Consider the following 14137-nt stretch of genomic DNA (forward strand, 5'->3'; position numbering starts at 1 on the left):
CGAGAACACTTGCCGCCAGCAACGGAGCACGGTCGCGCCATTTGGTGACCGGGTGATCGAGCGGAACTTTGGTGTTGCGCGCCCCGATCAGGTACGCGACCAGCAAGGTGAGACCGGCCATCGCGAACACCGTCCAGCCCGGCTTCTCGTAGAGCAGCCGGATGAACTCCTGCAGGAACACCGAGATACCGATCGCGGTGATCAGCGGGGCCAGCCGTGGCGCGTTCCGCAGGGGACGATACGCGACACGTTCCATCAGCACCGCGGTCCCGACCGAGGCCGCCATGGCGCCCACGATCATCACCGGGAGGATCCAGACCGAGGTGTGACCGTTGAAGAACAAAAGATAAGTGGTCAGTGCGCCGAACGCACCGATCATGAACACCTCGCCATGGGCGAAGTTGATGAGCTGCACGATTCCATAGACGACGGTGTACCCGACCGCGATCAGGGCGTACAGCGATCCCAGCGTCAGCCCGTTCACGAACTGCTGGAGGAACTGGTCCACGGCGACCTCCCAACTGCCTCAGTTTCGACATGCCTAGGGGGTGGGACGTTCGCCCCACCCCCTAGGACATCAGGTCGACTACTTGGTTTCGAAGTCCTTGGTCTCCACGGTCGCCCACTTGCCGGCGGCAACCTTGTAGACGGTCAGGACCTTGGAGGTCGTGTCGCCGAACTCGTCGAAGGCGACCTTGCCGGTGACGCCGTCGAATGCCACCGAAGCCATCGCGTCGACAGTCGCCTTGCGGGCGGACTCGACGTCCTTGGCGTCCTTCAGCGACACCTTCAGCGCGTTGATGATCGAGTTCGCCGCGTCGAAGGAGTAGCCGCCGTACGCACCGTAGGCGTCCTTGTAGCCGGCCGCGGTGTAGTCGGCGACGAACTTCTTCGCCGACGGCAGCGAGTCGGTCGGCGCGCCGACCGAGGTGGCCAGGTCACCATCGCTGGTCTTGCCACCGAGCTGGATGAACTTCGGGTCGAAGATGCCGTCGCCACCCATCAGCGGGATGTTCAGGCCGGCGGCCTTCATCTGCTGCGAGAGCGGACCGGCCAGCGGGAACTCGCCGCCGTAGTACAGAGCCTGCGGCGCGCTCGGCTTGATCGCCGAGATGACGGCCTGGTAGTTCGAGTCGTCCGGGTTGACCGTCTGAGCCTCGACGACCTGGCCACCGAGCTTCTTGAACTCCTCGGTGAAGGTGCCGACCAGGCCCTGGCCGTAGGCCTTCTTGTCGTGGATCGTGGCGACCTTGGTGATCTTCGCCGTCTCGTACAGGTACCGGGCAGCGAACGGACCCTGGACAGCGTCCGTCGTGCAGGTACGGAAGTAGTTCGTGTAGAGCCGCTTGGGGGCGGTCTGCCACTGGGCGCCCTGGGTCAGGCCGGGACCGGTGTTGGCCGGGGAGACCTGGACGATGTTCTTCGGCGCGAGCACCGGAGTGACCTGCTGGGCGACGCTGGTGTTCAGCGTGCCGACCACACCGATCACGTCGGGGTCGGAGGACAGCGAGGTCGCGGCGTTCTTGCCGACGTCCGTCTTGGCCTCGTCATCCTTCGCGGCGACCTCGAGCTTCCAGCCCGGGACCGCGTTCGTGTCGTTCGCCTGCTTCACGGCCAGTTCCACCGAGTGCTGGATACCCAGACCCAGAGCCGACAAGTCTCCGGACAGAGGCGCGATCACGCCGATCTTGGCGGTCTTCGTCGCGGTGCCGGAGCCCCCACCGTTGTCGTCGTCGCTGCGTGAACCGCAGGCAGTCAGAGCCAACGACGCAACGATCAGCGACGCGCCGACCCGTACTACGGAACGCTGCTGCACTGTTCCTCCCATGTCTGGATAGTCCGGGCAAACCCCCGGACTCTCGCGAATGCCGCGAGCACCCGCAGGTTAGACCGCCGGGAGTCCTACAAGCGAACGTCACCCAGCGTGTGTTGTGAGGTCGTTACCGCCGTAAGCAGCATGGGGACGAGTGACGACTGTTAACCGCTGGTCGATGCCCTGGTTCGGTGACCAGAGAGTGACAGTGCCGTCACTGCGCGCCCCGGCAACAACCAACTCGATGACCTTGCGCAACGAAACTCTTTGCACCGCACCCGCGCATCTCGTTGCGTCAGGCATCGAAATGGCACGGAGGGTGTCCACCGGACTACGGGTCAGGAACCTGCTTCGTCAACGACCAGCTCGGCCACCTGGCGCATCGAGACGCGCTTGTCCATCGCGGTCTTCTGGATCCAGCGGAACGAGTCCGGCTCGGACAGCCCGAACTTGGTCTGCAGCACCGACTTGGCCCGGTCGACCAGCTTGCGCGTCTCCAGCCGCTCGGCCAGGTCGGCCACCTCACGCTCGAGCTCCGCCAGCTCGACGTACCGGGAGGAGGCGATCTCGATGGCCGGCAACAGGTCCGCCTTGGAGAACGGTTTCACCAGGTACGCCATCGCGCCGGCGTCCCGGGCCCGCTCGACCAGTTCACGCTGCGAGAACGCGGTCAGCATCAGCACCGGAGCGATCCGGTCGCCGGCGATTTTCTCGGCCGCGCTGAGCCCGTCCAGCTTCGGCATCTTGACATCGAGAATCACCAGATCAGGCCGGAACTCGGTCGCCAGCCGGATGGCTTCCTCCCCATCCCCCGCCTGCCCGACAACGTCGTACCCCTCCTCAGCCAGCATCTCCGCCAGATCCATCCGGATCAGCGCTTCATCCTCCGCGATCACCACCCGCTTAGCATTCACAAGGGCCACCTTATCGATCCCCCCTCAGCTCTTGACCCCGACAAACCGATCGAGCGCCTCGACCCCCTCTTTCCGACTGACGGCGACCAGGTTCCGTCGCGGCAGCCGCCAGGGAATCGCGAGTCGGTCGAGCGCGTCGGTCAGGATGCCGATGATGTCCTCGGACTCGTTGGAGAACATGTACCTGCCGTACTCGTACCGCCTCATCTCCCCACCCACGATCGAGCGGGTTGTCCAGTTCACGATCCGGCAACCGTCCGAATGAAACAAACCCCGCAGCAACTTTTCGGGGTACTTGGCAACGATCTCCCGCTGCCAGTCGGCCAACTCGATCTTCCGCAGATGCTTCCGCCCCGGCCCATGCTGAGGAAACAAACAAGGCCAGTGCTTCCACCGCACCTCGATCCGCGTCGCAGTTGAACCACCTCGCAGGCACGGGCTCGCAGTCGGCTTCACCAGCCGCATCGTCGCCGCGACTTCCTCGCTGAGGGTCATGTACTTCTGATCGTTCGCGATCTGCAAGGTGTAGACACCACGCTTCGCCGCGACGATGTGACCATCACCCAGGTACCAGCCAAGCAACAGCGCGTACGCCGATTCGTCGAGTTCCGCCCCATCGCAAAGCGGACATGGCGTAGGAGCAAACCCTAGCCGCCGCGGCAGTCCGAGCTCCTGGTACTGCCGCCGCCACCGCTTGATGGTCTTGACCGCAACCCCATGAATCTCAGCATTGGCTCGATCACTGACCCCGTTGTCCGACATCCGCAACGCGGAGTCAACCGTCTCCTGCGACCTGAAGTGAGGCATGTCACCAGGTTTCCAGTGACCGCCGACACTTTGCGTACCACGCCTGAAATGGAATCGATTTGCCAGGAGGCCGCCAAAACAAGGAAGATGGTCTTGCTCAACGGAGCTGCCGAATGACGGAAGCACCGCAGCGAACAACGCGCCCTTGCAGTGTCGCGACCTCCTCTGTGGGTTAGGATCTTGGGCGGAAAGCCCTGGTACTCCAACGGCAGAGAGGATGCACTCAAACTGCATACAGTGTGGGTTCGAATCCCACCCAGGGCACCGAATCGGCCTCGAATCCATTGGGATTCGGGGCTTTTTCATGCTTGGCCGAACTGTCGGTGGGTTCTGAGATTGTCTGGTCATGTACGACGACGAGGTGCGGGCCGCGGCCATGGCTGCTATCGCCAGCGGTGAGAGCCTCAACTCGATCAGCAAGCGCCAAGGCATCAGCAGGTCGACCCTGCGCGACTGGCGCGATCGGCCGGAGCCGAAGGTTCGGCTGAGCCGTTGCCCGCTCTGCGCTGACGGGCTGCTTGGTCGCAGCGGAGCCGGGCATCTGTCTCCGCGGACTGTTCAACTCCGATGGCTGTCGGGGCGCGAACTGGACGACCCGTACCGTCGGCGGCGAGGTCAAGCGGTATGAGTGCCCGAGGTGCCAGTTCTCCAATGAGTCGGCCGACATCATGGCGTTGTGCCAGTGGGCGCTGGATCTACTGGCCATCCCTTGGCGAATGCCGCGGCGGAACCTGCTCTCGGTTGCCAGGCGTGGAGGCGTTGCCGCGCTTGATCGGTATGTCGGGCCGAAGTCCTGACCAAAAAGTTAGAGGCAGCCGGTCAGGTGGCCGGCTGCCTCTAGGTGCTTGGTGTTGCTTGGTCAGTCGCGGTACGCCGGGGCTGCGCCGGAGATGGCGTCGCCCATTCGGTGGACTCGGAGGGCGTTGGTGGAGCCGGGGATGGAGGGTGGGGAGCCGGCGACGATGACTACCAGGTCGCCCTTTTGGAGTTTGCCGAGTTCCAGCAGGCGCTGGTCTACCTGGCGGACCATGTCGTCGGTGTGCTGGACGGTCGGGACGATGTGGGTCTCGACGCCCCAGACGACGCTCAGCCAGGCGCTCACCGACGGGACCGGCGTGAAGGCCAGTACCGGGATCTCGGTGCGGTAGCGGGCCAGCCTCAGGGCCGTGTCGCCGCTCTGGGTGAAGGCGACCAGCATCTTCGCGTTCAGCGCCTCGGCCACGTCGGCCGCCGCCTTGGCGATCACGCCGCCCTTGGTCTTCGGCTCCCACTCGATCTCGGCGACCCGGCCGAGGCCGTGCTGCTCGGTCGACGCGACGATCCGGGCCATCGTCTTGACCGTCTCGATCGGGAACCGGCCGACGCTGGTCTCACCGGACAGCATCACCGCGTCGGCGCCGTCGAGCACCGCGTTGGCGACGTCGGAGGCCTCGGCCCGGGTCGGCCGCGGCGCCGAGATCATCGACTCCAGCATCTGGGTGGCGACGATCACCGGCTTCGCGTTCAGCCGGGCCTGGTCGATGATCAGCTTCTGGACCAGCGGGACCTCCTCCAGCGGGAGTTCCACGCCGAGGTCACCGCGGGCGACCATGAAGCCGTCGAAGGCCTCGATGATCTCGTCGAGGTTGGCGACCGCCTGCGGCTTCTCGATCTTGGCGATCACCGGCACCCGGTGACCTTCCTCTTCCATGATCTTGTGCACGATCTGGATGTCGGCCGCGCGCTGGACGAAGGACAGCGCGATCATGTCGGCCGGCAGGTGCAGGGCCCAGCGCAGGTCCTCCACGTCCTTCTCCGACATGGCCGGCACGCTCACCGTGACACCTGGCAGGTTGATGCCCTTGTGGTTCGACACCGGTCCGCCCACGGTCACCCGGCAGATCACGTCGGTCTCGGTCACCTCCTCGGCGACCAGAGCGATGCGGCCGTCGTCGATGAGTAGCTGATCACCCACGTTGACGTCGCCGGGCAGCCCGTCGTACGTCGTACCGCAGATGGTCACGTCACCGGGGACCTCCCGGGTGGTGATGGTGAAGCGCTCACCGTAGGTCAAGGTGACCTTGCCTTCGGCGAACTCCGCCAGCCGGATCTTCGGGCCCTGCAGGTCTACGAGGATGCCGACGTTTTTGCCGGTCTCCTCCGCTGCAGCGCGAATCCGGTGGTAGATGCGCTCGTGCTCGGCATGGGCGCCGTGGCTCAGGTTCAGCCGAGCGACGTCCATACCAGCTTGGACGAGTTCCAGGATGCGCTCCGGGGCGGCCGTAGCCGGGCCGAGCGTACAAACGATTTTTGCGCGACGCACGTCACAAAACCCTACTCCTACAAGACCACTGTGCCGCTGGTCCGCCCCCGTTACTGGTGGGTTAACAACTTGTATCAGGACGCGAGCGGCTTGTACACGCCGACCGTGACCTCGCCCGTCAGCTCCGCCGTGACGGTCTGCAGGCCGACCGGCTGACCCTTCACGTAGGTGACCAGAGTGACCTCACCAGGCCGCCTCAGGGTGTATCCGAGGGCGAACGCGTACGCCGCTCCGCCGGTGGTCCCGTTGGTGAAGGTGGTGACCGCCCTGCCGCCGATGATCTTCGTCTCCGGCCCGACCTGGCGATGCAGGTGACCCGAGAGCAGCAGCGACGCGCACCCCCGGTTCGCGGTGTCCTGGAAGGACGCCGGGTCGTGCACGACGAAGGTCGAGATCCGTTTGTCCTCGGGCTGGTCGCAGGCCACGTCGGACAGCCGCTTGGACTGGTCGGCCGTGGTCTCGTCGCCCTTCTCGTCGGCGCTGCCGAGGCCGGTCCGGGTCGGGTCGCTGTCGCCCAGGAACCGGATCCCCTCGACCTCGACCGGCTTGCTGTCCAGCACGGTGAACTTGTTCTTGCGCATCGCGTCCTCGATATGGCCGCCGGCGTCGTGGTTGCCCGCGACCGCGACCACCTTGAGGTCCTTGAAGTGCTCGGCGAGCGAGTTGATGCTGAACACCTCCCACGCCTGCCCCGAGGACGAGTCGTCACCGGCGTCGATCAGGATCTTCGCGCCGGCCACCTTGCCGACCTCGGCGGCGAACGGGTCCATCCCGATGTTGTCGTGCCGGTCCGACACGAGCAGCGCGATGGTCTCCCCGTCGGCTGCCTGATGGATCCGGCCGCCGACCCGGCTGACTCGGTCGCGGAGCTGGCCGTAGAAGTCGGTGGACCGCTCGTAGGTCTCGACCGCGGTCCGGATCACGCCGACCCCGCCGGTGGTGGAGAAGCCTGACGCGACCTCGACGCTCTTCAGCCGATCGTCGAAGGACAGCTCCGGTAGCAGTTTCGACAGCGGCTGCCACTCGGTCGGCGTCGTCTCGGGCGTGCGCATCCGGGCCGGGCCGAAGATCGACGCGATCGTGATCAGCATCGCCACGAGGACGACGATTGCGCGGTGCTGCACGCGGCGTTCGGAGTTGTGCAGCGCCGTCCAGAGCTCGCGCCGGCGCCGGGGGCCGACCGTCGCCCAGGCGGTCGCGACGACGACCGCCACGAGTAGGCCGGCGCCCGCGCCGGCGACCGCGTTGTCGATGGCCATCTCCTGGAGCACCTGGAGGATCCGGGCGATCTCACCGTCGGGCTGGGAGGCGATCAGGGCGTCGCGGTTGAGTAACTCGGTGAGGTTGTCGGCGTCTGTTTCCTGGATGTCGATGTTGATGCCGAAATCCGCGGGAAGGTCGGTTTGCAGGCGCAGCCGCGGCAGGACGGCGCCGAGGTCGAGGGTGACGTGGCCGTCGAAGGTGGGTGAGACGTTCGCGGCGTGCGCGCCGATCGTGACGCGCTCGGAGTCGTTGGTGAAGCCGAGTAGCCCGACCGAGACCGAGACCAGCAGCCAGAGCAGAACCAGCCCGGCCCATGGCGCCGCTTTGCGGAACCGGGCCTTGGTCACCAGCCGTCGAAACACAGGCTCCAACCTATTGCGCCGGGTCAAACGGGTGCATCTCGGCGCGCGGTTGAGGTTGTACTGCGGGGGCTTGCTGCCGCGATCTGGGTGGTGAGGTGTGGGTTAGCTTCCAGCCAGCACTTTTCGCCCAGATCCAGGTTGATTGCCTGAGCACAACCAATCCCCCGGGCGAAAAGCACTGCCTGAAAGCAGTTGGTGTTGGCGGTGTAGGCACGCGCGGGTTCGTCCGTTGAGGCGGCACTACACGCCGCCCACCCCGCCTGCACCGCGCTCGCACTCCACTCCCTAGCAACAGACCCGCTCGCACTCCACTCGCTAGCAACATCCCCGCTCACCCCCAGCAGTCCGCTCGCCGGCCGGCATCGCGCTCGCCTCGCCAGCGCCGCGTCCAACAGCGATGCAGCCGGCGAAGCGAAGCGGAGTGGGCGTCGCGAGCCGTGCACGGCATCACTGTTAGACGACGAGGGGCCGTGCCGTGGGGGGAATGGGGGTGGGGAGGGTTGAGGAGCCGGTTAGGTGGGCGTCTACGCCGGCGGCGCAGGAGCGGCCTTCGGCTATGGCCCAGACGATCAGGGACTGGCCTCGGCCGGCGTCGCCGCAGGCGAAGACTCCGGTTACTGAGGTTTGGTAGGTCTTGTCTCGTTTGACGTTGCCGCGCTCGTCCAGCTCTACGCCCAACTGTTCGAGGAAGCCTTCCTTTTCTGGGCCCAGGAAGCCCATCGCGAGCAGGACCAGCTGCGCGGGGATGGTTCGCTCGCTGCCGGCGACCGGCGTGAAGCGGCCTTCGACGAGCTCGACCTCGACCAGGTCCAGACCGGAAACCTTGCCGTCGGCATCCGCGACGAAGTTGTTGGTCGAGACCGCGTAGACCCGCTCGCCACCCTCCTCGTGCGCGGAGGCGACCCGGTAGATCATCGGGTATGTCGGCCACGGCTGTCCGGCCGGCCGCTCCTCGGTGGGGCGCGGCATGATCTCCAGTTGGGTGACGCTGCGAGCGCCCTGGCGATGCGCAGTACCGAGGCAGTCGGCGCCGGTGTCACCGCCACCGATGATCACGACGTCTTTGCCGGTGGCAACGATCTGGTCCTCGACCGTCTCCCCCAGCGCGACCTTGTTCGCCTGCGGCAAGTACTCCATCGCCTGGTGGATGCCGCCGAACTCGCGACCCGGCACCGGCAGATCCCGGGCGGCGGTGGCGCCGGTGGCGATCACGACCGCGTCGTACCGCTGCTTGAGCTGGGTCCCGGTGACGTCCGCGCCGACGTTGACGCCGGAGCGGAAGACCGTGCCCTCTTCCTTCATCTGCTGGATCCGGCGCTCGACCTGGATCTTCTCCATTTTAAATTCCGGGATACCGAACCGCAGCAGCCCGCCCGGCGCCGAGGCGCGTTCGTAGACGGCGACGGTATGACCCGCGCGAGTCAACTGCTGCGCGACGGCGAGCCCGGCCGGGCCCGAGCCGACGACCGCGATCGTCTTGCCGGTCAACCACTCCGGCGGCTGGGGCTGGACGTCGCCCGACTCCCAGGCCTTGTCGATGATCGCGACCTCGACGTTCTTGATCGTGACCGGTTCCTGGTTGATGCCGAGCACGCAGGCCGGCTCACACGGCGCCGGGCACAGCCGCCCGGTGAACTCCGGGAAGTTGTTGGTCGCGTGCAGCCGCTCGATCGCGCCGGTCCAGTCGTCGCGCCAGACCAGGTCGTTCCACTCCGGGATCAGGTTGCCCAGCGGGCAGCCGGAGTGGCAGAACGGGATGCCGCAGTCCATGCAGCGGCCCGCCTGCTTGCTGATGATCGGCAGCAGCGCCTTGCCGGCCCCACCGGGGTAGACCTCTTTCCAGTCCTGTTTGCGTTCCTCGACCGGGCGACGGTCCGCGACCTCGCGCTGGGTGGTGAGGAATCCCTTCGGGTCAGCCATCAGATGGCCTCCATCATCGCTCGCGTGGTGGCGTCCTCGTCGAGCCCGTCGCGTTCGGCAGCCGCCTTGGCTGCCAGAACTCGGGCGTAGTCACGGGGCATCACCGTGGTGAATCGAGAAGCGGCCGCTTGCCAGTCGCCGAGCAGCTTGGCCGCCCGCTCCGAACCGGTCTCCTCGTGGTGCCTGCGGACCAGGTCCTGCAACAACTCGGCCTCCGCCTCGGTGAGCGGGAGCAGGTCGACCAGCTCCGGGTTCACCAGCGCGCGGTCCAGATCGAGCACGTGGGCCACGCCGCCCGACATACCTGCCGCGAAATTCCGGCCGACCGCGCCGATGACGACGACGCGACCACCCGTCATGTACTCGCAGGCGTGGTCGCCGACTGCCTCGACCACGGCGGTGGCGCCGGAATTCCGGACACAGAACCGTTGCCCTGCGCCACCATTGATGAACAGTTCACCCGACGTCGCGCCGTACGCGATGACGTTGCCGGCGATGATCTGGTCGGCCGCGTCGAACCGCGCGTTGCGGTCCGGACGGATCACCACCCGCCCACCGGACAGTCCCTTGCCGACGTAGTCGTTGGCATCGCCCTCCAGCCGGAGGGTGACACCGCGCGGTACGAAGGCGGCGAACGAGTTGCCGGCCGACCCCGTGAAGGTCAGGTCGATCGTGCCGTCGGGCAGGCCGGCGGCACGGTACTTCTTGGTGATCGCGTTGCCGAGCATGGTGCCGACGGTCCGGTTCACGTTCCGGATCGCCAGTTGCGCCCGGACCGGCTCGCCGTTGTCGATGGCCGGTGCGCAGATCCGGATCAGCTCGTTGTCGAGCGCCTTGTCGAGCCCGTGGTCCTGCGTGATGGTCTGATGCCGCGAGGCGCCCTCCGGCAGCGAGGGCACGTGCAGGATCGGCGACAGGTCGAGCCCGTCGGCCTTCCAGTGGTCGACCGCACGCCGGATGTCCAGCGCTTCGGCGTGCCCGATCGCCTCGTCGAGCGTCCGGAATCCCAGCTCGGCCAGGTACTCCCGGACCTCCTCCGCGATGAACTCGAAGAAGTTGACGACGAATTCGGGCTTGCCCGCGAACCGCTCCCGCAGTACCGGGTTCTGGGTCGCGACGCCGACCGGGCAGGTGTCCAGGTGGCAGACGCGCATCATGATGCAGCCCGAGACGACCAGCGGAGCCGTGGCGAAGCCATACTCCTCAGCGCCGAGCAGTGCCGCGATGACGACATCCCGACCGGTCTTGAGCTGGCCGTCGGTCTGGACGACGATCCGGTCGCGCAGACCGTTGAGCAGCAGGGTCTGCTGGGTCTCGGCGAGGCCGAGCTCCCATGGTCCACCCGCGTGCTTCAGCGACGTCAAGGGAGCAGCACCGGTACCACCGTCGTGCCCGGAGATCAGTACGACGTCCGCGTGCGCCTTGCTGACGCCGGCCGCGATCGTCCCGACCCCGACCTCGGAGACGAGCTTCACGTGGATCCGGGCCAGCGGGTTGGCGTTCTTCAGGTCGTGGATCAGCTGGGCGAGATCCTCGATCGAGTAGATGTCGTGGTGCGGCGGCGGCGAGATCAGGCCGACGCCCGGCGTGGAGTGCCGAGTGCTGGCCACCCACGGGTACACCTTGTGCCCCGGCAGCTGACCACCTTCACCGGGCTTCGCGCCCTGCGCCATCTTGATCTGGATGTCGTCGGAGTTCGTCAGGTACTCCGAGGTGACGCCGAAGCGCCCCGACGCGACCTGCTTGATGGAGCTCCGCCGCTCCGGGTCGTGCAGCCGGTCGGAGTCCTCGCCGCCCTCACCGGTGTTCGACTTGCCGCCGAGCCGGTTCATCGCGATGGCGAGCGTGGTGTGCGCCTCGGCGCTGATCGAGCCGTAGCTCATCGCACCGGTCGAGAACCGCTTGACGATCGCGGTAACCGGCTCGACCTCGTCGATGCCGATCGGCTCGCGACCCGAGTTGAAGGTGAACAGCCCGCGCAGCGTCATCAGCCGCTCGGACTGCTCGTCGACGCGGGACGTGTACTGCTTGAAGATGTCGTACCGGCCGCTGCGGGTCGAGTGCTGCAGCCGGAACACGGTCTCGGGGTCGAACAGGTGCTGCTCGCCCTCACGGCGCCACTGGTACTCGCCGCCGACCTCCAGCGTGCGGTGTGCGGCGAGGATGCCGTCGGCCGGGTACGCCTTCAGGTGCCGGCGCCTGACCTCCTCGGCGATGACGTCGAGCCCGATCCCGCCGAGCTTGGAGGAAGTACCGGTGAAGTACTCGTCGACCAGGTCCGGGGCCAGGCCGTTGGCCTCGAAGATCTGCGCGCCCGTGTACGACGCGACGGTGGAGACGCCCATCTTGGACATCACCTTGAGCACGCCCTTGCCCAGCGACTTCACCAGGTTGCGGACGGCCTGCTCGGGCTCGAGACCGGGCAGGTACGTGCCCTGGCGGCAGAGGTCCTCGACGGACTCCAGCGCGAGGTACGGGTTGACGCCGGCGGCGCCGTACCCCATCAGCAGGGCGACGTGGTGGACCTCACGGACGTCGCCGGCCTCGACCACCAGACCGACCTGCGTACGGGTCTTCTCCCTCACCAGGTGGTGATGAACCGCGCCGGTCAGCAGCAGCGACGGGATCGGCGCGTTCTCGGCGTTGGAGTGGCGGTCGGACAGCACCAGGATCCGGGCGCCTTGAGCAATCGCCGCATCGGCTTCCGCGCAGATCTCGTCGAGCCGGGCCTTGAGCGACGCGCCACCGCCCTCGACCACGTAGTGACCGCGCAGCACGGTCGTGGCCAGGCCGGGCAGATCGCCGTCCAGGTTGATGTGGCGCAGCTTGGCGAGCTCGTCGTTGGTGATCACCGGGAACGGCAGCACCACCTGACGGCACGACGTCGGGCTCGGGTCGAGCAGGTTCGCCTCCGGCCCCAGCGACGAGGACAGCGAGGTGACGAGCTCCTCGCGGATCGCGTCCAGCGGCGGGTTGGTGACCTGGGCGAACAGCTGGGCGAAGTAGTCGAACAGCAGCCGCGGCCGCTCACTCAGGATCGCGATCGGGGTATCGGTGCCCATCGAGCCGATCGGCTCCGTGCCCAGCTTGGCCATCGGGGTGAGCAGCACGCGCAGCTCTTCCTCGGTGTAGCCGAACACCTGCTGGCGACGGGAGACCGAGGCGTGGCTGTGCACGACGTGCTCACGCTCGTGCAGGTCGCCGAACCGGATCAGGCCGGCGTGCAGCCACTCGTCGTACGGGTTCTCGGCGGCCAGCGCCGACTTCACCTCGTTGTCGGTGATGATCCGGTGGCCCTCGACGTCGACCAGGAAGATCTTGCCCGGCTCGAGCCGGCCCTTCTGGACCACGGTCGCGGGGTCGATGTCGAGGACGCCCGCCTCGGAGGCCAGGACGACGAGACCGTCGTCGGTGACCCAGTACCGGGAGGGGCGCAGACCGTTGCGGTCGAGGACCGCGCCGACCTTGGTGCCGTCGGAGAAGACGACCGACGCGGGTCCGTCCCAGGGCTCCATCACGGTGGAGTGGAACTCGTAGAACGCACGGCGCTTGGAGTCCATCGTGGTGGCGTTCTCCCACGCCTCCGGGATCATCATCAGCATCGCGTGCGGCAGCGACCGGCCGCCCAGGTGGAGAAGTTCCAGCACCTCGTCGAACGAGGCGGAGTCGGAGGCTCCCGGCGTACAGATCGGGTAGAGCTGCTCCAGATCACCCGGGATCAGGTCGCTGGCGAGCAGGGCTTCTCGGGCGCGCATCCAGTTCCGGTTGCCCTGCACGGTGTTGATCTCGCCGTTGTGGGCGATGTACCGGTACGGGTGGGCCAGCGGCCAGGACGGGAACGTGTTGGTGGAGAAGCGCGAGTGCACGACGCCGATCGCCGAGGCGAGGTCGGGGTCGGTCAGCTCGGGGAAGAACTTGTCCAGCTGGTCGGTGGTCAGCATCCCCTTGTAGGTGATGGTGCGGCCCGACAGCGACGGGAAGTAGGTCTCCGTCTCCTTCTCGGCGCGCTTGCGCAGCCGGAAGGCCATCCGCTCCAGCGCCAGGCCGAGCACACGACCGGCCTTGGCCGTCACGAACAGTTGGCGGAAGACCGGCATCACCGAACGCGCGGTGGAGCCCAGCAGATCGGGTGTGGTCGGCATCTCGCGCCAGCCCAGGACGGTCAGGTTCTCCTCGGCGGCCAGCTCTTCGATCCGCGCGACGGCCTTGTTCGCGTCGTCGGGATCCTGCGGCAGGAAGGCGATACCGGTCGCGTAGCTGCGTGCGACGGGTAGCTCGAAGTCGCACACCTTGCGGTAGTACGCGTCCGGGATCTGGATCAGGATGCCGGCGCCGTCACCGGAGTCCGGCTCGGCACCCGAGGCACCACGATGCTCCAGGTTGCGCAGGGCGGTCAGAGCCTTGGCCACGATGTCGTGGCTCGGTTCACCGGTCAGGGTTGCGACGAAGGCGACACCACACGCGTCGTGCTCGTGGCGTCCGTCGTACAGACCCTCGCTAGGCCTCTGCGAAAGGGGGGCGCGACCATACATTCAGGGGCTCCCGTCGTCCTACGGTCAACAACTGGCCGCGGGACAACACTGGCCCAAGCCGGGAGTCCCGAGACTACCTCATGACGCCCGACAGGTGGACAGACATTCCACCGTCCGAGCGCCTTTCACAGTCCACAATCACACCGCGTAAGCAAGCGCTCACTCCGTTGTCTACCCATGGTGACACCACGGGGTTAAATCTGGGTGCTGAACTTCGTTCCGAA

General features: G+C 66.8%; 8 protein-coding genes, 1 tRNA gene and 1 pseudogene. 2 read left to right on the forward strand and 8 right to left on the reverse strand.

What is annotated here, in order from left to right; all coding sequences use genetic code 11:
* Positions 1-76: 76 nt before the first annotated feature.
* The 4 genes and pseudogenes from G3I17_RS39805 to G3I17_RS15265 all read right to left on the reverse strand — a co-directional run.
* Positions 77-508 (reverse strand): annotated as a pseudogene (locus tag G3I17_RS39805) (hypothetical protein); the annotation flags it as partial.
* A 78-nt stretch (positions 509-586) separates the two neighbouring features.
* Complete coding sequence (locus G3I17_RS15255; RefSeq protein WP_164596735.1) at positions 587-1816, reverse strand: branched-chain amino acid ABC transporter substrate-binding protein; 1230 nt, start codon at positions 1814-1816, stop codon at positions 587-589.
* A gap of 335 nt (positions 1817-2151) precedes the next feature.
* The gene (locus tag G3I17_RS15260) at positions 2152-2727 is read right to left on the reverse strand and encodes a response regulator (RefSeq protein WP_164596660.1); all 576 of its coding nucleotides are present in this window, start codon (positions 2725-2727) and stop codon (positions 2152-2154) included.
* A 24-nt stretch (positions 2728-2751) separates the two neighbouring features.
* Positions 2752-3672: a helix-turn-helix domain-containing protein gene (locus G3I17_RS15265; protein ID WP_203590210.1), complete on the reverse strand. Its 921-nt coding sequence runs from the start codon at positions 3670-3672 to the stop codon at positions 2752-2754.
* A 53-nt stretch (positions 3673-3725) separates the two neighbouring features.
* Between G3I17_RS15265 and G3I17_RS15270 the strand changes: the two genes are divergently transcribed.
* Positions 3726-3798, forward strand: a tRNA-Leu gene (locus tag G3I17_RS15270).
* 82 nt (positions 3799-3880) lie between these two features.
* Complete coding sequence (locus G3I17_RS42110; protein ID WP_343238315.1) at positions 3881-4162, forward strand: helix-turn-helix domain-containing protein; 282 nt, start codon at positions 3881-3883, stop codon at positions 4160-4162.
* A 231-nt stretch (positions 4163-4393) separates the two neighbouring features.
* On the opposite strand, the gene pyk is transcribed toward G3I17_RS42110, so the two are convergent.
* The 4 genes from pyk to gltB all read right to left on the reverse strand — a co-directional run bounded on the left by pyk (position 4394) and on the right by gltB (position 13913).
* Complete coding sequence (gene pyk, locus G3I17_RS15280) at positions 4394-5836, reverse strand: pyruvate kinase (protein ID WP_164596661.1); 1443 nt, start codon at positions 5834-5836, stop codon at positions 4394-4396.
* A 74-nt stretch (positions 5837-5910) separates the two neighbouring features.
* Positions 5911-7461, reverse strand: coding sequence for a metallophosphoesterase (locus tag G3I17_RS15285; RefSeq protein ID WP_203590211.1), 1551 nt, complete (start codon positions 7459-7461; stop codon positions 5911-5913).
* 453 nt (positions 7462-7914) lie between these two features.
* The gene (locus tag G3I17_RS15290; RefSeq protein WP_164596662.1) at positions 7915-9381 is read right to left on the reverse strand and encodes a glutamate synthase subunit beta; all 1467 of its coding nucleotides are present in this window, start codon (positions 9379-9381) and stop codon (positions 7915-7917) included.
* Positions 9381-13913 carry a glutamate synthase large subunit gene (gltB, locus tag G3I17_RS15295; protein ID WP_164596663.1) on the reverse strand — a complete coding sequence of 1511 codons (4533 nt, stop codon included), beginning with the start codon at positions 13911-13913 and terminating at the stop codon, positions 9381-9383. The genes G3I17_RS15290 and gltB overlap by 1 nt, the downstream gene beginning before the upstream one ends.
* Positions 13914-14137: the final 224 nt, after the last annotated feature.

Source organism: Streptomyces sp. SID13031 (genome assembly GCF_010548305.1).
GTDB lineage: Bacteria > Actinomycetota > Actinomycetes > Propionibacteriales > Kribbellaceae > Kribbella.

Excerpts from the sequence above, each read along its gene's own strand:
- G3I17_RS15290 (WP_164596662.1), bottom strand. The coding sequence starts at position 9,381 with ATGGCTGACCCGAAGGGATTCCTCACCACCCAGCGCGAGGTCGCGGAC.
- G3I17_RS42110 (WP_343238315.1), top strand. The coding sequence starts at position 3,881 with ATGTACGACGACGAGGTGCGGGCCGCGGCCATGGCTGCTATCGCCAGC.
- gltB (WP_164596663.1), bottom strand. The coding sequence starts at position 13,913 with ATGTATGGTCGCGCCCCCCTTTCGCAGAGGCCTAGCGAGGGTCTGTAC.